This is a genomic window from Bradyrhizobium sp. Kon69 (assembly GCF_055807515.1).
The window spans coordinates 43,627-61,115 of record NZ_JBVVOS010000011.1 but is presented as its reverse complement, the minus strand read 5'-3'; the positions used below and the strand labels follow the sequence as shown (position 1 = coordinate 61,115).

Here is a 17,489-nt window from a genome sequence, read left to right as displayed (position 1 = left end):
AACAGCAGTCTGACTGGCCTGTATGGGTGAAACAGTGACGATCCAGAAAAATTGGCAAGAACTGATTCGGCCGAACAAGCTGCAGGTACAGCCCGGCAGCGATCCGACCCGTTTCGCGACCATCGTCGCCGAGCCGCTTGAGCGCGGCTTCGGCCAGACGCTCGGCAACGCGCTGCGCCGCATTCTGCTGTCCTCGCTCCAGGGCGCGGCGGTGCAGTCGGTGCACATCGACGGCGTGCTGCACGAGTTCTCCTCGATCGCGGGCGTCCGTGAGGACGTCACCGACATCGTGCTCAACATCAAGGACATCTCGATCAAGATGCAGGGCGAAGGCCCCAAGCGCATGGTCGTCAAGAAGTCCGGCCCGGGCGTCGTCACTGCCGGCGACATCCAGACCGTGGGCGATGTCGTCGTGCTCAATCCGGACCTGCAGATCTGCACGCTCGACGAGGGCGCCGAGATCCGCATGGAGTTCACGGTCGCAACCGGCAAGGGCTACGTTCCCGCCGAGCGCAACCGCCCCGAGGACGCGCCGATCGGCCTGATTCCGGTCGACAGCCTGTACTCGCCGGTCCGCAAGGTCTCCTACAAGGTCGAGAACACCCGCGAGGGCCAGATCCTCGACTACGACAAGCTGACCATGACGATCGAGACCAACGGCGCGCTGACGCCGGATGATTCCGTGGCCTACGCTGCGCGCATCCTGCAGGATCAGCTCAACGTGTTCGTCAACTTCGAAGAGCCGCGCAAGGAAGTCGCCCAGGAGATCATCCCGGACCTCGCCTTCAACCCGGCCTTCCTCAAGAAGGTGGACGAGCTCGAGCTGTCGGTGCGTTCGGCCAACTGCTTGAAGAACGACAACATCGTCTACATCGGCGACCTCGTGCAGAAGAGCGAAGCGGAAATGCTCCGCACTCCGAACTTCGGCCGCAAGTCGCTGAACGAGATCAAGGAAGTGCTGGCCCAGATGGGTCTGCACCTCGGCATGGAAGTGCCGGGCTGGCCGCCGGAGAACATCGACGAGCTCGCCAAGCGCTTCGAGGATCACTACTGATCCGAACGACGACAGGCTGAGGCGCGAATTCATCGCGCCTTAGCGGGCGAACGCAGGCAGCCCACCTGAGCAACTGTCCGACGAACCGTCGCGACGAATGAAATTCAAGGAATAGATAAAATGCGTCACGGCAAGGTTCATCGCAAGCTCAACCGCACCGCCGAGCATCGCCGCGCGATGTTCGCCAACATGTGCGCCGCGCTGATCAAGCACGAGCAGATCGTCACCACGCTGCCGAAGGCGAAGGAATTGCGTCCGATCGTCGAGAAGCTGATCACCCTCGGGAAGAAGGGCGGCCTGTCCATGCGTCGCCAGGCCATCTCCGAGATGCGCGACAAGGATCAGGTCAGGAAGCTGTTCGACACGCTCGCGCCCCGCTACAAGGATCGCCAGGGTGGCTACACCCGCATCATCAAGGCGGGCTTCCGTTACGGCGACAATGCGCCGATGGCCGTGATCGAGTTCGTCGACCGCGACGTCGATGCCAAGGGCCAGGACTCCGGCCCGGTGCAGGAAAAGGAAGCCGAGGCGGCGTAAGCCGACCGGCGGAGAGTTTTCAGAAAGCGGCGCCTCCGGGCGCCGCTTTTTTGTATGGCGCGGCGGCATCTCATACCGCGCATCGTTTCGTTGAACGCGATTCCGGCCGGGGGGCTCTCGATGAGGATTGTGTCAGGGATTGCGCTGGCGCTGCTGATGTCGCCGGCCTCTGGCGAGACGCTGGTCGAGCGCGGCGCCTATCTCGTCAACAGCGTGATGGTTTGCCACAACTGCCACACGCCGCGAGGGCCGCAAGGGCTCGATCTCTCGCACGCGCTCTCCGGCGGCAGCCAGGTTTTTGACGAGCCCGCCTTCAAGGTCTCTGGCTCCAACATCACACCGGACAAGGACACCGGCATCGGCAACTGGACCGACGCGGAGCTGAAGCGGTTTCTCGTCAGCGGCGTCAGGCCGGACGGAACCAGGGTCGCGCCGATCATGCCGACCGCGTTCTACACCGTGCTCACGGCCCGCGATCTCGACGCGCTCGCAGCTTATTTGCGCTCAGTGCCGGCCGTACGCCACGAGACGCCGCCGCCGGAATACAGAAGCGCGCCGAAGCCGGAGACGCCGATCTACGCCGGCAAGCAGGCGAACGAGGCTGAGCTTTCCGACAGGCTTGCGCGCGGCCGCTATCTCCTGACCATCGCCCATTGCCTGGAATGCCACACGCCGGACGGCCCGTCCGTCGTGCACGATTTCGCCGCAGCGAGCGGCAAGGGCGGCCGGACATTCAAGGGGCCGTGGGGCGAATCCGTCTCTCCCAACATCACCGCGGATTCAACCGCGGGCATCGGCGGGTGGAGCGACGACGAAATCAAACGTGCGATTACGCAAGGCATCGCGCGCGACGGCCATAAACTGAAGCCGCCGATGGCCTATGCTGCCTATGCCAGCATGACGGCTCAGGATCTCGATGCCATCGTCGCGTTTCTCAGGACGCTTCCGCCTCGCAACTAAATCCTCACGCGTCGGTGAGGGGCGATTGCACCCGCCCGCGCAGCGCACGATATCTCCGTCAGCTTCAATGGAGACATCGCATGAACATCGACCTTTCCGGAAAGACCGCCCTCGTGACCGGCTCGACCGCCGGCATCGGCCACGCCATCGCCAAGGGTCTTGCCGGCTCGGGTGCGAGCGTCGTGATCAACGGACGCGGCCAGGACAAGGTCGATGCGGCCGTGCGCAAGCTGGAAGGGGCGGGCGGAAAGGTCCGCGGCATCGCCGCCGACGTCTCGACCGCCGCCGGCTGCAAGGCATTGGCGGCGGCGCTGCCAGACGTCGACATCCTCATCAACAATGCCGGCATCTTCGAGCCGAAAGACTTTTTCGACATTCCGGACGAGGACTGGAGTCGCTTTTTCGAGGTCAACGTGATGAGCGGCGTACGTCTCTCGCGCGCGTATATGAAGGGCATGCTCAAGCGTAACTGGGGCCGAATCGTCTTCATCTCCTCCGAGTCCGGCCTCAACATTCCCGTCGAGATGATCCACTACGGCATGAGCAAGACGGCCCAGCTCTCGGTCGCGCGCGGCCTGGCGCAGCTCACCCGCGGCACAGGCGTCACCGTCAATTCCGTGCTGCCAGGCCCGACCATGTCGGAAGGCGTCGAGACCTTCGTGAAGGATCTCGCCAAGCAGAACGGCCAGTCGCTGGATGAGGCCGCGGCCAATTTCGTCAAGCAGCATCGCCCAAGCTCGCTGCTCCAGCGCTTTGCCAGTGTCGACGAGATCGCCAACATGGTGGTCTATGTCGCCTCGAAGGAAGCGTCCGCGACCAACGGTGCGGCGCTGCGCGCGGAAGGCGGCATCGTCAACACGATTGCCTGAGGCCTTCGCATGCCGGCCTATGTGATCTCCGAGGTCGAGGTACGCGACAGAGCCGCGATGGAGGCCTATCGGACGCTGGCTGCCGCATCCATCGCGCAATATGGCGGCCGCTATCTCGTCCGCGGCGGCGCCACTGAGGTGGTGGAGGGCGGCCCGCCGCCCGAGACCATCATCATCGTGGAGTTCCCATCGATGGCGCGGGCGCAGGAATGGTATGCCTCGGCCGAGTACGCCGAGGCGCTAAAGCTGCGGCAGACGGCACTGGAGCGACGGCTGATGTTCGTCGAGGGCGTGGTTCCAGTCTAGCTGGTCTGCTCGCTTGCCTCTTCAATTCGCGGCGGGACCGGCTAAACCTCGGCTTTATGCTCTGGCCCCTCTCGACCCGCCATAAACGCCTGTTCAGGCTGACATCCGCGCGATGGCAGCGGAGGGCGATCTTCGTGCTTGGTGGGATCGGGGTTGGCGCCGCGGCGGTGGCGCTGGCGCAACTCGCCGATCTCGCCCAGCACGCCTTTGCGCTGCTGTTGGCCCAGTCGCGCTACGCAGTGCTCGCGGTGACACCTCTCGGCTTCATGCTCTCGGCCTATCTGACCACCCGGCTGTTCCCGAACGCACAGGGCAGCGGCATTCCCCAGGCGATCGCCGCACGGCATCTGACCGACCAGACGGCGCGCGAGAGCCTGGTCTCGATCCGGATCGCGATGGGAAAGGTGATCCTCACCCTGTTCGGCCTGCTGTGCGGCGGCTCCGTCGGCCGGGAAGGACCGAGCGTTCAAGTCGGCGCTTCCATCATGTTCGCGCTCGGACGCGTCTCGCCACGCCGTCAGCCCGGATTGATCCTGGCCGGCGCGGCCGCCGGCGTCGCGGCCGCCTTCAACACGCCGCTGGCGGGGATCGTCTTCGGCATCGAAGAGATGAGCCGGGCTTTCGAGACGCGTACCAGCAGTCTCATCATCGCGGCGGTGATCGCGGCCGGCCTGACCTCGCTTGCGCTGATGGGCAATTACGCGTATTTCGGCAGCAGTGCGACGTCACTGGCTCCTGGCACCGACTGGCTGGCGGTTCCCGTGTGCGGCGTGGTCGGTGGTTTGGCCGGCGGCGTCTTCAGCCGCATCGTCATCGTGATGGCGCGCGGCTTCGCCCACCCGCTCGGGCGCACGGTCAAGGGCCACCCTTTGTGGTTCGCACTCGCGTGCGGATTGGCGGTCGCGATCTGCGGCCTTGTCTCCGGCGATACGATCTATGGCACAGGCTACCAGCAGGTAAAGACGGCCCTGGAGCAGGGCGCACCGCTGCCGCAGGACTTCGGCATCCTCAAGCTCCTTGCCACCACCTTCGCGGCGATCAGTGGCATACCCGGCGGAATTTTTTCGCCGTCACTCGCCGTTGGAGCCGGCCTAGGCAGCAATATCGCGTCCTTCTTCCACGAAGCTCCGCTCGGCGCGATCATGTTGCTCGGCATGGTGTCGTATTTTGCAGGTGTGGTGCAGGCGCCGATCACCGCCTTCGTCATCGTGACCGAGATGACCGACAACCGCGCCATGGTGGTGCCGTTGATGGCCGCCGCCTTGATCGCACACGCCACCTCGCGGCTGATCTGCGAGGAAGGGATCTACCACGCCCTCGCCAAGGGCTTTATCGAGCGGGCGACGCGTCCGCCGGAGACGAAAGCGGCGCCCGCTTCGAGCTAAGACCTACCACCCCTCCAGCACGATCTTGCCGCGCGACTTGCCGCTCTCGAGCAGCGCGTGGGCGCGTTTGAGATTAGCCGCGTTGATCGTGCCAAAGGTCTGGTCGAGCGTGGTACGCAAGACACCCTTGTCGATGAGGTCGGCGACGTCGTTGAGCAGATGATGCTGCGCGATCATGTCGGCGGTCTGGAACGAGGAGCGCGTGAACATCGATTCCCAATGCACCGAGATGGCCTTGCCCTTGAATGCGCTCACAGTGAATTCCGGCGGATCGTCGATCAGGCCGAACTTGCCCTGCGGCGCCATGAACTCGGCGATGCTCTTGTAGTGCTGGTCGGTGAAGGTGAGGCTCGCCACCAGCGCGACGGGCGGCAGCTTCAGCTTCTCGATCTGCTCCTTCATCGGCTTACCGTGGTCGATCACCGCATGCGCGCCGAGATCGAGGCACCATTTTTGCGACTCCGGCCGCGTCGCGGTCGCGAGCACCGTCAGCCCGGTGAGGCGGCGGGCGAGCTGGATCAGGATCGAGCCGACACCGCCGGCGCCGCCCGTAATCAGCAGCGTGCGCAGATCGACACTCTTGCCGGGCACCGCACCGAGCCGGTCGAACAACAGCTCCCAGGCCGTGATGGAGGTGAGGGGGAGAGCGGCTGCCTGCGCGAATGACAGGCTCTTCGGCTTGTTGCCGACGATACGCTCGTCAACGAGATGGAATTCGGAATTGGTGCCCTGGCGCAGGATCGAGCCGGCGTAAAACACCTCGTCGCCCGGCTTGAACAGCGTGACGTCGGGACCGACGGCGTCGACCACGCCGGCCGCGTCATAGCCCAGAATCTTGGTCTCGCCCTCGGGTGGAGCGGCGCGCTTGCGCACCTTGTAATCGACCGGATTGGCCGAGATCGCCTTCACGGCGACGCGGATGTCGCGGCCGCCGGGCTCGGGCTTTGCGGTCTCGAAATCGATCAGCGCGTCCTGATCCTCGATCGGAAGCGATTTCTTGTAGCCGACGGCCTTCATGGCTTGTCTCCTTCAGATAGCGTTGCAGATGCCGGGTCCCGGGTTCGCGTTTTCGCGCGCCCCGGGACGACAGGCGAGAGCTAGAACGCGAACTGCGTCCGCATCGCGACCGCATCGAACTTCGAGCCGACATCGGCGGTCGAGACCGGCGAGGCCTGCCTCGACACCGTGCCATGCAGATAGTCCAGCATGAAACGGACGTTGCCGTTGACATACCAGTTCAGCGCTGCCGTGTAGACGGTCTGCCGGCCGCCTGCGACGCCGGTGGCGGTCCCGAGTTGATCGTTGAGGTCGATCGTGGAGAAGCGTCCCGCGACCTCCCACGCGCCCCAGCCGCCGCCCTCGAGCGAGAATGGGTGCGCCGGCTTGACGCCGCCATAGGCCGCATTCGCCGCATTATAGCTGCGACCCTCGCCAGTCAGCACGTAGCCGGCCTGGGCGTAGCCGCCCTGGAATTTGAGGCTCGGCGCTCCCAGCGGCGGCAGCCCGGTATTGGCGCTGCGATCGATGTTGTACCAGAAATACTCGCCTTGCAGGATCAGTGGTCCATAGGTGGCGGCGGCTTCGACGCTGTAGACCTGCGCGCCGGAGGCATTGGCGATTGCGCCGGTCGTAGCCAGCGCCGTGGGATCGATGCGCAGTTCCGGACGATCGCTCAGCGTCACCGTCTGTGCGCCCGTCACCAGATTGCGCGTCGGCTGGATCAGCCATTCGGCATTGCCGCCGAGATGGACTGAGTAGTCTTTGCCGCTGACGACCTGGCCGGCGACACGCGCGACCGCGCCGTATTGTTCCGTGGTGCCGTTCGGCGCAACGCTCGAGGCTGAGTGGATCGCACCGGTGGCGGGACCGGTGATATAGGCGCCAGCCCAGAACACGTCGTTGTACCAGCGCGTGCCGACCGCCGAACGGAAGTCGCCCGCAGCGATGCTCGTGGCGACGATCCCGGCCGAGGCGCGTTCCATGAACATGATGTCGTTGGAGCTCGTGGCCTCATCGAGGGTGTAGGGCAGGTCCATGATGCCGCCTTCGATGGCCATCTTGCCGCCGAACGGTTTCAGGCCGGTATAGCTGAGATAGGCGTTCTCGACGCCAGAGACGCCGCCGCCGGGCAGCGAACCCGGAGCTGCGCCGCCAAACCCGTCGGAGGAGCCGCCGAAGTCGTAGACCAGCGCGAAATTCCAGTCGTGGAAGAACTTGCCGGCGACACCGATGCGCGCGCGGCGGACGTTCTCGCCGCTGTCGAGCTTTTGCGGCACGGTTGCCGCCGTGTTGGGCCGATAGTCGTAGCCGCCGACATCCCAATGCACGCGGCTTGTGATCCCGACGCAGTTAGCCCCATCGGCAGTGCAGATGGTCGGTCGGTTGTTCGGCATCGTCACGACGACGCCGGATGCGGGCGCCGGTCCCTTGAGCGGGATCGCCGCGTTGGCATTGGCGACGGCGGCCTTCGCTTCGGAACGCGCTTCGGCTTTCGCCTCCGCCTTCGCCTCAACCCTGGCCTTCGCCGTGGCCGCGGTATTCGCGGCAGTCTGGCTCTGGAGCTTGTCGAGCTTCTGCTCCAGCATCTTCAACTGCTGCTTCAGGAGCGCGATCTCCTGGTCGCTGCTGCTCGCCGACTGGGCCTGGGCCTGCGAGGCTGCCAGTGCGGCGGCGAGACCAATCGCCGTGGCTGCAATTCTTGTCCTGCTCACGTCATGACTCCATCGTTTGACGAACTTCCCCAAGTCGCTGGCGGAGAGCCTAGGTGTGATCGATGACTACCCCGCGACGCTGCGGCCGGTTGCGCGGTTCCCACTGGTGTAAATTCGCCGCAACCGAATCCGCCTTGCACCACCATGCAAGATGACGCACATCATGCCAATCGGCAGGCCCGGCAAATTGCTATTTCGCACGCGGAGCTTGCAGACCGGACACACCAAAAAGGGGGCCGAATAGGCCGCCCGGCGCCCTTCTATTGGGGGGCGAACGCGCCTATATTCCGGCGTCTTTTCCAAGAGGTAGGAATGTTTCGATCGACCTGGAGCGCCGTCGTCACGGCACTGTGCATAGCCTTTTCGGCCAACTTCAATCCGGCCGCCGCGCAGGACCGCCGAGTGCCGTCCTCGCCCGCCGAACTGCGGCTGTCCTACGCGCCGATCGTGCAGCGGGTGCAGCCGGCGGTCGTCAACGTCTATGCCGCCAAGGTGGTGCAGAACCGCAACCCGCTGCTCGACGACCCGATCTTCCGCCGCTTCTTCGGCGTGCCCGGCCAGCAGCAGGAGCAGGTGCAGCGCTCGCTTGGTTCGGGCGTGATCGTCGATGCCTCCGGGCTCGTTGTCACCAACGTCCACGTCATCGAAGGCGCCGACCAGGTCAAGGTGTCGCTGTCGGACAAACGTGAGTTCGAGGCCGAGATCGTTCTGAAGGACTCTCGCAGCGATCTGGCCGTGCTGCGGCTGAAGGACACCAAGGAGAAGTTTCCGGCTCTCGAATTCACCAATTCGGACGAGCTGCTGGTGGGCGACGTCGTGTTGGCGATCGGCAATCCCTTCGGCGTCGGCCAGACCGTGACTCACGGCATCATCTCGGCCCTGGCGCGCACGCAGGTCGGTATCACCGACTACCAGTTCTTCATCCAGACCGACGCTGCGATCAATCCTGGCAATTCCGGCGGCGCGTTGGTGGACATGAACGGCAGGCTCGCGGGCATCAACACCGCGATCTATTCGCGCTCCGGCGGCTCGCAGGGCATCGGCTTCGCGATCCCCGCCAACATGGTGCGCGTCGTCGTCGCCTCCGCCAAGGGTGGCGGCAAGGCGGTCAAGCGGCCCTGGCTAGGGGCGAAATTGCAGGCGGTGACGCCGGAGATCGCCGAGAGTCTCGGCCTGCGTTCGCCGACCGGTGCGCTGGTCGCAAGCGTCGTTCCGAACGGACCGGCGGCCAAGGCCGGGCTGAAATCCTCCGACCTGATCGTCTCGATCGACGGCCAGACCGTGGATGATCCCAACGCCTTCGACTATCGCTTCGCCACACGGCCGCTCGGCGGCACGGCGCAGATCGACGTGCAGCGCGGCGGCAAGCCGGTCAAGCTGACTGTGGCGCTGGACGCCGCGCCCGATGCCGGCCGCAACGAGCTCGTCATCACCGCGCGCTCGCCTCTCCAGGGCGCGAAGGTCTCGACCATCACCCCGGCGCTCGCCGATGAGCTGCATCTGGACGCCGATACCGAAGGCGTCGTGGTCACCGATCTCGGCGGCGACAGCGCGGCCGCGAATGTCGGCTTCCAGAAGGGCGATGTCATCCTGGCCGTCAACAACCAAAAGATCAGCAAGACCAGCGATCTCGAAAAGGCGGCGGCCGAGCGCCAGCGCATCTGGCGCATCACGCTGGTGCGCGGCGGCCAGCAAATCAACGTCACGCTGGGCGGATGAGTCCGAAGCGACCACAGGAGACGCCAACTCTCTTCGCCGCGGCGGGGCTTGATCACGAGGCTCCGCATCCGCTGCCGGATCGGCTGCGGCCGCGCGCGCTCTCGGAGGTCGTCGGCCAGGATCACATCCTGGGTCCCGACGGCGCGCTGACGCGCATGCTGGAGACGCGCACGCTGGGCTCGCTGGTGTTCTGGGGCCCGCCCGGCACCGGCAAGACCACGGTGGCGCGGCTGCTCGCCGACGCCACCGATCTGCATTTCGAGCAGATCTCTGCGGTGTTCTCAGGGGTCGCCGATTTGAAGAAGGCCTTTGAGGCCGCGCGTGCACGCCGCGAGATGGGCAAGGGCACGCTGCTGTTCGTCGACGAGGTGCATCGCTTCAACCGCGCCCAGCAGGATTCGTTTCTGCCCGTCATGGAAGACGGCACGGTGGTGATGGTCGGCGCCACCACCGAAAATCCCTCCTTCGAGCTCAACGCGGCGCTTCTGTCCCGGGCGCGCGTGCTGGTGTTTCGCTCGCTCGACGCGGCCGCGATCGAAAAGCTGTTTGCGCATGCCGAGGAGGTCGAGGGCCGCAAGCTGCCGCTCGACGAGGAAGCGCGCGCCGTGCTGGTGCGCATGGCCGATGGCGACGGCCGCGCGTCACTGACGCTCGTCGAGGAAGTCTGGCGCGCCGCGCGCAAGGACGAGATTTTCGACGCCGCGCAGTTGCAGGAGATATTGCAGCGTCGCGCGCCGATCTACGACAAGTCGGCCGACGGCCATTACAATTTGATCTCGGCGCTGCATAAGTCGGTGCGGGGCTCCGATCCCGATGCCGCGCTGTATTATCTCGCGCGCATGCTCGACGCCGGCGAGGACCCGCTGTTTTTGGCCCGCCGCGTCGTGCGCATGGCGGTCGAGGATATTGGGCTTGCCGATCCGCAGGCGCTGGTCATCGCCAACGCAGCCAAGGATACCTTCGACTTCCTCGGTCATCCCGAGGGCGAGCTCGCGATCGCGCAAGCCGTGGTCTATCTCGCCACCGCGCCGAAATCGAACGCCGTCTACACCGCCTTCGGCAAGGCGATGCAGGTCGCAAAGCAGGCCGGCTCGCTGCTGCCGCCGAAACATATCCTCAACTCGCCGACCAAGCTGATGAAATCGGAAGGCTACGGCGCATCTTACGAATACGACCACGACGCCCCCGACGCCTTCTCCGGCCAGGATTACTTCCCGGAAGCGCTGGGCCGCCAGACCTTCTACGACCCGCCCGACCGCGGGTTCGAGCGGGAGATCAGGAAGCGACTGGATTATTGGGCGAAGTTGCGGAAGGAGCGGGGTGGGGCCTAACCCTTTCGGGCTTGCCGTAGGGTTCGATTTACGGTTTACGTAACGCGTAATTCACGCTAGTCCGGCCAAGAAATCGCCATGTCCCGCACGCCCATACATCCCGGTGAACACCTTGCCGAAGAACTGCGACAACTCGGCATCTCCGCCGCAGAACTCGCGCGTCAGGTCGAGGTACCCGTGAACCGGATCACAGGCATCATCAATGGACAGCGCGGCATCACGGCCGATACGGCGTTGCGTCTTGGTCACTGGTTCGACACCAGCCCGCAGTTCTGGATGAACCTGCAGCAGCAATATGAGCTGCGCCTCGCGGAAAAAGAGGTGGGGGCGCAGGTTGCGTCGCTGCCGCGCCGCGCGACGGCGCAGTCGACACCAAAGTTTGGAAAAACCGCATGAGCCGCCGCATCAAGAGAATGAACCCAAAACCCCGCGAGCGCGATGAGCGCAAGGAGGCGCGTCCGTTCAAGGCGCGTAGCGCGAAGACGGCTGGGCCGCGGCCGGGCGGCAAGCCCGGCGCGAAGCCGCCGCGCTTTGCGAGCGAGCGCGTCGAGCGGCGCGCACCCAAAGCCGAACCGGAAAAGGCTGCGCCGGCAAAGCCTCCCGTCGAGGCATTGCTGCCGACCAAGGTGCAGACCGTCAAGGTGACGGCCGACGAGAACAATATGCGCGTCGACCGCTTCCTTGAAGCGCACTTTCCCGGCCTGTCGTTCTCCCACATCCAGCGCGTCGTTCGTAAAGGCGAGCTGCGCGTCGACGGCAAGCGCGTCGACAGCAAGGACCGGCTGGAGGAGGGTCAGAGCGTCCGCATTCCGCCGCTGAAGCTCGACACGCCGAAGGCACCCAACCCCGAGTCGGAGGCGGCGCAAAAGACGCTTGCCGCGCTGAAGGAAATGACGATCTACGAGGACGACGACGTTCTCGTGCTGAACAAGCCGGCCGGACTTGCCGTGCAGGGCGGCTCGGGCATGACGCGACACATCGACCAGATGCTGGAGGTGATGCGCGATTCCAAGGGCCAGAAGCCGCGCCTCGTGCACCGCATCGACAGGGAGACTTCGGGCTGTCTCCTGGTCGCCAAGACCCGCTTTGCCGCCTCGCATCTCACCGGCGCATTCCGTTCGCGGTCGGCGCGAAAAACCTATTGGGCGCTGGTGCCGGGGCTACCGAAGCCGAAGCAGGGCCGTATCTCGACATTTCTCGCCAAGGAGGAGAGCGAGGACGACACCATCATGCGCATCGCCCAGCATGGCGACGAGGGCGCAAGCCACGCTGTGACCTACTATGCGGTTGTCGAAACCGCCGGCAACAAGCTGACCTGGGTGTCGCTGAAGCCGGTGACCGGGCGCACCCACCAGCTGCGCGCCCACATGGAACATATCGGCCACCCCATCGTCGGCGATCCCAAATATTTCAACATCGAGAACTGGCAATTGCCGGGCGGCCTGCAAAACCGGCTGCATCTGCTCGCGCGCCGTATCGTCATCCCGCATCCGCGCGGCGGCTTCATCGATGCCACCGCGCCCTTGCCGCAGCACATGCAGCAGTCGTGGAATTTGCTCGGGCTCGATGCAACCAGATTTGATCCGATCGAGAACGCGCCTGAAGAGTAGGCCGTCATTGCGAGGAGCTCTTGCGACGAAGCAATCCAGACTGTCTCCTCGGTGAGACTCTGGATTGCTTCGCTACGCTCGCAATGACGGGAGCTACCTCAATTCCGAAACTGCTCCAGAAACATCCGCAGGCTATCGTGCGGGCTCTCGACATCTGTGATCAACCAGCCCTCGGGCCCGCTGACCAGGATAAAGTTCAGAGTCACCGGCCGGCCGCGATTGTCGAAATTCGCCGCGACATAGGTTTTGTCGTATTGCCTGCGAACGACCGCGATCGCGATGGGGCCGAGTTTCCAGCTCGGGCTCTGCACCAGGAAATCGTAGGGCGCGACCCGCGGCGCGGACCACACCTTGCGCAAGGAGGGGTCGAAGAATTGCCGGGCGGTGGCGGCATCCCGCGGTAGGCCGTTGGAGAGCTCCGGCGCGCCTTGGCCGTAATGGGCGTAGACGTTCCGGACGACCGATTCCGGAGTCCGAAAGCCGGCCTGCGCCGCGGCCAGCCAAAACCCGGCGAACAGAGCCAAAATGCCCGCAAGTTCCCTCATACCTGCCGCTCGCTTTATCGGTCGCCGCTCTTACCTTACAAGCCTAGCATTGAGTGATCAGGGCCGAAAACCAGATGCGCGAATTGTTCGATGAAGCTGCGGGGCGATCCCCGCTTGATCCGCAGGAATTGGTCCGCCAGGCCGCGCGCGTGCCGTTGCGCAAGCGCTTCTACAAGGAGGTGGGGGTGGCCGAGGCTGAGGGCGGTTTTGCCATCATGCTCGACGGCAAGGCGATCCGCACGCCGTCCGGCCGCCAAGTGATCATCCCTTCGCGCGCGCTGGCCGACGCAGTGGCTGCGGAGTGGGCGGATCAGAACGAGACGATCAAGCCCATGACCATGCCGCTGACGCGGATCGCCAACAGCGTGGTCGAGGGCGTCGTCGACCGCGTCGATCTCGTCACGGACGACCTTGCAAAATACCTCCAGTCCGATCTGCTGTTCTATCGCGCCGGCCATCCCGAGGGACTTGTCGCCCGCGAGGCCGCGCATTGGGATCCGGTGCTGTTCTGGGCGGCGGAGACGCTGGGGGCGCATTTCATCCTGTCCGAAGGCATCATGCACGTGACGCAGCCGGATGAGGCGCTCCGAGCTGCGCGCGCCGCGCTGCCCCATGACGCCTGGTCGGTCGCCGCCCTCCACGTGATCACCACCCTGACCGGCTCGGCGCTGCTGGCGCTGGCGCTTGCCCATGGCGTGCGCGACGCCGACCAGGTCTGGGCGGCAGCCTATGTCGATGAGGATTGGAACGCCGAGAAATGGGGCGTGGACGAGGAAGCGGCCGGCCGCCGCGCCGCCCGCCTGCGGGATTTCGAGGCTGCCGTGGCGGTTTTGACCGCGGTGAAGCCACCCGCGGTCGGAGGTCCTTAACGAGAGGTTTACGACGCAGGCGTTAGGGTGGCCCGTGCTCCTGGGCCCCTCGCGATGCCGACGCCGATAAGCTCGATCCTTCCCGTCAGTGCCGCCAGCCCTGTTGCTGACGCGGCGACGCCCGATCTTGTGCTGCAGGCCGGCAGCGTGGTCGACGCAAGAGTCGTCAGCGTGCTCGCCGATAATCTGGTGCGGATCGCGATCGCCAACCTCTCGATGGATGTGATGACCGAGGTGGCGCTGACACCAGGACAAAATCTTCAGCTTGCGGTGTCGCAAAACGGCGGCACCATCCGGCTCGCCGTCATGGGCGCGGCAGGCGAGGCGGCCGCCGATCAGGTCACACTGACGCCGGCCGCGGCCTCGCTGGTGGACAGCCCGCCGTTAGTGCCATCAGCGGGCGCGGCCCGCAATGCCCTCACACCGACCGAGCAGGTCGCCGTCACAGCCGCCTCGGCCGAGGCCGTGACGAAGCAGGGCAGCCAGGCGCCGCTGTTCGCCAATCTGGCCGCGGTGGTCACCGGTAGCGATCTTCCGGCGGGGCTGAAGCAGGCGATGCTGGGCGTGCTGGCGCAGCAGACGCCGCTCAACACCGGCCTCGAAGGTGGCGACATCGAGTCCGCTTTCCAGAAGTCCGGACTGCTCCTCGAAGCCTCGCTCGCCGCAGGCGCGACTCCGTCCGCCGGCACGATGCCGGATTTGAAAGCCGCGCTGCTGGTGCTGCGGCAGACGCTGGCAACGCTCGATACGGCGCCACAGACGCAAGGTGCCACCCTTCCAGCTGGTACCGTGGCGACACCGCAAGTCGCTGCCGCGCAGACGCAGGCTGCACCGACCGCATTGCCCGCAACCGAACCCGAGATCGCCCAATCACCGCAAATGCCGCGCAGCGCCAATCTCGCGGCTGCTGTGCTGGCGGACATCGCTGGCGGTGCGCCGCAACCTGCGATGCCGCGAACCATATCTGCGGGCCTTGCTGCGAGCCTCCTGCAAGAGATCACACAAAACCTGCCGCGCATGACGGGGAACGTACCGGGCTCGAACAAGGCCGTACCCGACGGACATATTCTCGAGGCCGCCGCGCGCGCAACGCCACCGCCGGTTCGCGGCGCGCTGCCGGTGCCGCAAGCTATCGCCTCGCCGTCACTCGTAACGGATACGCCGCTTGCCGCGACCGTGCATCGCCTGCTCGACGACACCGATGCCGCGATTGCGCGCCAGATCTTGCTCCAGGTTGCTTCGCTACCCGATCGCACTGACGCCAGCGGTCACAGGATCGATCCGACTGTGCCGCAGTGGAATTTCGAGATTCCGTTCGCAACGCCGCAGGGTACGGCAATGGCGCATTTCGAGATCTCGCGCGACGGCGGCAATGAATCCGCCGATCCCGCCAGGCGCGCCTGGCGTGCGCGCTTCACACTCAATGTCGAGCCGACCGGCCCCGTGCACGCTTTGATTACGCTGAACGGCGACAAGACCTTCGTGCGGATGTGGGCGGAGCGGCCGGCGACCGCACAGCAGCTCCGCGCCGGAATCGGCGAGCTCAACCAGGCCCTGACCAGGGCCGAGCTCAAGCCCGGCGACATCCTGGTCCGCGATGGCACCCCGCCACAGCCCGCACCGGCCCGCGCCGGCCACTTCCTGGATCGCGCCACATGAGCGACCCGTCGAAGCTTGCGATTGCGCTCCACTACGAGAAGGGCAGCAACGCGCCGGTCGTCGTCGCCAAGGGCAAGGGGACGATCGGCGAAAAAATCGTCGAGATCGCCAAGGCCAATGACATCCCGATCGAGGAGAACGAGATCCTGGCCGGTGCGCTCTCCAAGGTCGAACTCGGCGAGGAGATCCCACCCGACCTCTACAAGGCCGTCGCCGAAGTGCTGGTGTTCGTGCTGCGGCTTTCGGGCAGGCGGTAGAGCATGATCCGGAAAAGTGTGTAGCGGTTTTCCGGAGAGATCATGCTCAAGAGATAAATCGTCATCGTTTCACCACGATAACGGCTTCATGGTCGGATCCATTTTATCGTTCAACGGACATCGCTCTTGCTCACCCGCCGTTCGACTCTCGGTCTCCTCGCCGCAACCGCGATCCTGCCGTCGCGCACACTCGCTCACGTCGCGCCACCGCGAAATGAAATCCGTGACAGCCTGGCAAAGCGCTTCACCGATCTCGGCACATCAGGCACCTTCGTCGGCTACAAGGTCGAGGACTATCTGGTCGTGGCGAGCGACAGGGAACGTTCGGGCGAGGCCAAGCTGCCGGCTTCGACCTTCAAGATACCGAACTCGCTGATCGCGCTCGAAACTGGCGTCGTCACTGACCCCGACAAGGATGTATTTCCCTGGGATGGCGTGAAGCGTCCGATTGAGGCCTGGAACAAGGACCACACGCTGCGCAGCGCGATTCTCGTCAGCGCGGTGCCGGTCTATCAGGAGATTGCGCGCCGGATCGGGCAAGAGCGCATGCAGAAGTATGTCGATCTGTTCGACTATGGCAATCGCGACATCGGCGGCGGCATCGACCACTTCTGGCTCACCGGCGCCTTGCGCATCGATCCGGTCGAGCAGGTCGATTTCGTCGACAGGCTGCGCCGCCGCGCGCTGCCGATCTCGAAACGCAGCCAGGATCTCGTCGCTGACATCCTGCCGGTGACCAAGGTCGGCGATAGCGTCATTCGCGCCAAGTCCGGGCTGCTTGGCGCCGAGCGCGGCGAGCCGTCGCTTGGCTGGATGGTGGGCTGGGCCGAGAAGGGCGAAGCGCACACCGTGTTCGCGCTCAATATGGACTGCAAGGAGCCGCGTCTGGTCGGCGAGCGCATGCCCCTGACGCAAGCCTGCCTTGCCGAGATCGGCGCGATCTAGCGCTATCACGCTGGCGTTGCTCGACTAGCATCCCCCGGTCAAGAAGAACCGGGAGGACAACATGAACTCAACGCCACTCTGGCTGTCGTCGCTCACACTCGCCGCGGCGGGCGGCTGGCTCGCCGCCACGATGTTTGCCGGCCCCGCCAGCAGCAGGGAGCCGCGCTTTCCGCAACTCACCATGGACCAGCTCGATGCCAAGCAGAAACCGCTCGGCGAGCAGATCATGAAGGTCTCGAGCGTCGGCATCGGCGGTCCCTACAATCCGATGATCCGCAGCCCGGTGCTCGGCCAGCGCCTGTTCGACCTGTTCCACTATCTGCGCTGGGAGACCTCGGTCCCGACAAAGCTCAACGAGTTCGCGATCCTGATCATCGGGCGGCAATGGCGCTCGCAGGTCGAGTGGTACGCCCATGCGCCGCTCGCGGCGAAGGCGGGCCTGTCGCCCAACATCATCGCGGAGCTCAAGGCCAATAAGCGGCCTGCGAAGATGGCCGAGGACGAGGCCGTCGTGTACGACTTCGTCACCGAGCTCACCACGACGAAGAAGGTCGGCGACGAAACCTATGCGCGCGCGAAGAAGGTGTTCAATGACCAGCAGATTGTCGACCTCACCGCAGTCGCCGGCAATTACGTGATGGTCGCGATGCTGCTGGCAATGGCGGAGGAGACCGTGCCGCCGGACAAGCAGGAGCCGTTCAAGCCGGGCGAGCCGTAGCCTCCGTCATTGCG

The 17,489-nt window shown here is 65.1% G+C and carries 18 protein-coding genes; 15 read left to right on the top strand and 3 right to left on the bottom strand.

Going from position 1 to position 17,489, the window contains the following annotated elements; all coding sequences use genetic code 11:
- Positions 1-22 precede the first annotated feature (22 nt).
- From AC0L3U_RS16415 to AC0L3U_RS16390, 6 genes are all read left to right on the top strand, one after another.
- Entirely contained in the window at positions 23-1,054 is a 1,032-nt protein-coding gene (locus AC0L3U_RS16415) for a DNA-directed RNA polymerase subunit alpha (protein WP_007603046.1), read from the top strand.
- A gap of 120 nt (positions 1,055-1,174) precedes the next feature.
- Complete coding sequence (gene rplQ / locus AC0L3U_RS16410; protein ID WP_456769435.1) at positions 1,175-1,591, top strand: 50S ribosomal protein L17; 417 nt, start codon at positions 1,175-1,177, stop codon at positions 1,589-1,591.
- A 120-nt stretch (positions 1,592-1,711) separates the two neighbouring features.
- Positions 1,712-2,551: a c-type cytochrome gene (locus AC0L3U_RS16405; RefSeq protein ID WP_473362419.1), complete on the top strand. Its 840-nt coding sequence runs from the start codon at positions 1,712-1,714 to the stop codon at positions 2,549-2,551.
- 80 nt (positions 2,552-2,631) lie between these two features.
- Positions 2,632-3,420, top strand: coding sequence for an SDR family NAD(P)-dependent oxidoreductase (locus tag AC0L3U_RS16400; RefSeq protein ID WP_473348179.1), 789 nt, complete (start codon positions 2,632-2,634; stop codon positions 3,418-3,420).
- A 9-nt stretch (positions 3,421-3,429) separates the two neighbouring features.
- On the top strand, positions 3,430-3,726 hold the full coding sequence (locus AC0L3U_RS16395; protein WP_473362418.1) for a DUF1330 domain-containing protein: 297 nt from the start codon (positions 3,430-3,432) through the stop codon (positions 3,724-3,726).
- A 56-nt stretch (positions 3,727-3,782) separates the two neighbouring features.
- Positions 3,783-5,111 carry a chloride channel protein gene (locus AC0L3U_RS16390; protein ID WP_473362417.1) on the top strand — a complete coding sequence of 443 codons (1,329 nt, stop codon included), beginning with the start codon at positions 3,783-3,785 and terminating at the stop codon, positions 5,109-5,111.
- 3 nt (positions 5,112-5,114) lie between these two features.
- On the opposite strand, the gene AC0L3U_RS16385 is transcribed toward AC0L3U_RS16390, so the two are convergent.
- Both AC0L3U_RS16385 and AC0L3U_RS16380 read right to left on the bottom strand, forming a co-directional pair.
- Positions 5,115-6,128 (bottom strand): zinc-binding alcohol dehydrogenase family protein, encoded by a 1,014-nt coding sequence (locus AC0L3U_RS16385; protein WP_473362416.1) that lies wholly within the window; start codon positions 6,126-6,128, stop codon positions 5,115-5,117.
- A gap of 80 nt (positions 6,129-6,208) precedes the next feature.
- Positions 6,209-7,822 (bottom strand): OprO/OprP family phosphate-selective porin, encoded by a 1,614-nt coding sequence (locus AC0L3U_RS16380; RefSeq protein ID WP_473362415.1) that lies wholly within the window; start codon positions 7,820-7,822, stop codon positions 6,209-6,211.
- Positions 7,823-8,134: 312 nt separating this feature from the next.
- Between AC0L3U_RS16380 and AC0L3U_RS16375 the strand changes: the two genes are divergently transcribed.
- From AC0L3U_RS16375 to AC0L3U_RS16360, 4 genes are all read left to right on the top strand, one after another.
- The gene (locus tag AC0L3U_RS16375; RefSeq protein ID WP_473362414.1) at positions 8,135-9,541 is read left to right on the top strand and encodes a DegQ family serine endoprotease; all 1,407 of its coding nucleotides are present in this window, start codon (positions 8,135-8,137) and stop codon (positions 9,539-9,541) included.
- Positions 9,538-10,872, top strand: a complete 1,335-nt coding sequence (locus tag AC0L3U_RS16370; RefSeq protein WP_027518575.1) for a replication-associated recombination protein A — start codon at positions 9,538-9,540, stop codon at positions 10,870-10,872. Before AC0L3U_RS16375 ends, AC0L3U_RS16370 begins: the two co-directional genes overlap by 4 nt.
- 78 nt (positions 10,873-10,950) lie before the next feature.
- Positions 10,951-11,268 (top strand): HigA family addiction module antitoxin, encoded by a 318-nt coding sequence (locus AC0L3U_RS16365; RefSeq protein ID WP_473362413.1) that lies wholly within the window; start codon positions 10,951-10,953, stop codon positions 11,266-11,268.
- On the top strand, positions 11,265-12,482 hold the full coding sequence (locus tag AC0L3U_RS16360; RefSeq protein WP_473362412.1) for an RluA family pseudouridine synthase: 1,218 nt from the start codon (positions 11,265-11,267) through the stop codon (positions 12,480-12,482). Before AC0L3U_RS16365 ends, AC0L3U_RS16360 begins: the two co-directional genes overlap by 4 nt.
- A gap of 98 nt (positions 12,483-12,580) precedes the next feature.
- Here the strand turns inward: AC0L3U_RS16360 and AC0L3U_RS16355 are convergent, their stop codons facing one another.
- On the bottom strand, positions 12,581-13,027 hold the full coding sequence (locus AC0L3U_RS16355) for a hypothetical protein (protein ID WP_473362411.1): 447 nt from the start codon (positions 13,025-13,027) through the stop codon (positions 12,581-12,583).
- Positions 13,028-13,101: 74 nt separating this feature from the next.
- Here AC0L3U_RS16355 and AC0L3U_RS16350 point away from each other — a divergent pair, with 74 nt between their 5' ends.
- From AC0L3U_RS16350 to AC0L3U_RS16330, 5 genes are all read left to right on the top strand, one after another.
- Entirely contained in the window at positions 13,102-13,896 is a 795-nt protein-coding gene (locus tag AC0L3U_RS16350) for an ATP12 family chaperone protein (RefSeq protein WP_473362410.1), read from the top strand.
- Positions 13,897-13,950: 54 nt separating this feature from the next.
- Entirely contained in the window at positions 13,951-15,555 is a 1,605-nt protein-coding gene (gene fliK / locus AC0L3U_RS16345; protein WP_473362409.1) for a flagellar hook-length control protein FliK, read from the top strand.
- A complete protein-coding gene (locus AC0L3U_RS16340) occupies positions 15,552-15,812 on the top strand; it encodes an EscU/YscU/HrcU family type III secretion system export apparatus switch protein (RefSeq protein ID WP_007603059.1) in 261 nt (86 codons plus the stop codon). The genes fliK and AC0L3U_RS16340 overlap by 4 nt, the downstream gene beginning before the upstream one ends.
- A 126-nt stretch (positions 15,813-15,938) precedes the next feature.
- The gene (locus tag AC0L3U_RS16335; RefSeq protein ID WP_473362408.1) at positions 15,939-16,757 is read left to right on the top strand and encodes a penicillin-binding transpeptidase domain-containing protein; all 819 of its coding nucleotides are present in this window, start codon (positions 15,939-15,941) and stop codon (positions 16,755-16,757) included.
- 61 nt (positions 16,758-16,818) lie between these two features.
- Positions 16,819-17,475 carry a carboxymuconolactone decarboxylase family protein gene (locus AC0L3U_RS16330; protein WP_473362407.1) on the top strand — a complete coding sequence of 219 codons (657 nt, stop codon included), beginning with the start codon at positions 16,819-16,821 and terminating at the stop codon, positions 17,473-17,475.
- Positions 17,476-17,489 lie beyond the last annotated feature (14 nt).

Excerpts from the sequence above, each read along its gene's own strand:
- AC0L3U_RS16385 (WP_473362416.1), bottom strand. The coding sequence starts at position 6,128 with ATGAAGGCCGTCGGCTACAAGAAATCGCTTCCGATCGAGGATCAGGAC.
- AC0L3U_RS16370 (WP_027518575.1), top strand. The coding sequence starts at position 9,538 with ATGAGTCCGAAGCGACCACAGGAGACGCCAACTCTCTTCGCCGCGGCG.
- fliK (WP_473362409.1), top strand. The coding sequence starts at position 13,951 with ATGCCGACGCCGATAAGCTCGATCCTTCCCGTCAGTGCCGCCAGCCCT.
- rplQ (WP_456769435.1), top strand. The coding sequence starts at position 1,175 with ATGCGTCACGGCAAGGTTCATCGCAAGCTCAACCGCACCGCCGAGCAT.
- AC0L3U_RS16390 (WP_473362417.1), top strand. The coding sequence starts at position 3,783 with ATGCTCTGGCCCCTCTCGACCCGCCATAAACGCCTGTTCAGGCTGACA.
- AC0L3U_RS16405 (WP_473362419.1), top strand. The coding sequence starts at position 1,712 with ATGAGGATTGTGTCAGGGATTGCGCTGGCGCTGCTGATGTCGCCGGCC.
- AC0L3U_RS16365 (WP_473362413.1), top strand. The coding sequence starts at position 10,951 with ATGTCCCGCACGCCCATACATCCCGGTGAACACCTTGCCGAAGAACTG.
- AC0L3U_RS16360 (WP_473362412.1), top strand. The coding sequence starts at position 11,265 with ATGAGCCGCCGCATCAAGAGAATGAACCCAAAACCCCGCGAGCGCGAT.
- AC0L3U_RS16350 (WP_473362410.1), top strand. The coding sequence starts at position 13,102 with ATGCGCGAATTGTTCGATGAAGCTGCGGGGCGATCCCCGCTTGATCCG.
- AC0L3U_RS16340 (WP_007603059.1), top strand. The coding sequence starts at position 15,552 with ATGAGCGACCCGTCGAAGCTTGCGATTGCGCTCCACTACGAGAAGGGC.
- AC0L3U_RS16395 (WP_473362418.1), top strand. The coding sequence starts at position 3,430 with ATGCCGGCCTATGTGATCTCCGAGGTCGAGGTACGCGACAGAGCCGCG.
- AC0L3U_RS16415 (WP_007603046.1), top strand. The coding sequence starts at position 23 with ATGGGTGAAACAGTGACGATCCAGAAAAATTGGCAAGAACTGATTCGG.
- AC0L3U_RS16375 (WP_473362414.1), top strand. The coding sequence starts at position 8,135 with ATGTTTCGATCGACCTGGAGCGCCGTCGTCACGGCACTGTGCATAGCC.
- AC0L3U_RS16400 (WP_473348179.1), top strand. The coding sequence starts at position 2,632 with ATGAACATCGACCTTTCCGGAAAGACCGCCCTCGTGACCGGCTCGACC.
- AC0L3U_RS16330 (WP_473362407.1), top strand. The coding sequence starts at position 16,819 with ATGAACTCAACGCCACTCTGGCTGTCGTCGCTCACACTCGCCGCGGCG.
- AC0L3U_RS16355 (WP_473362411.1), bottom strand. The coding sequence starts at position 13,027 with ATGAGGGAACTTGCGGGCATTTTGGCTCTGTTCGCCGGGTTTTGGCTG.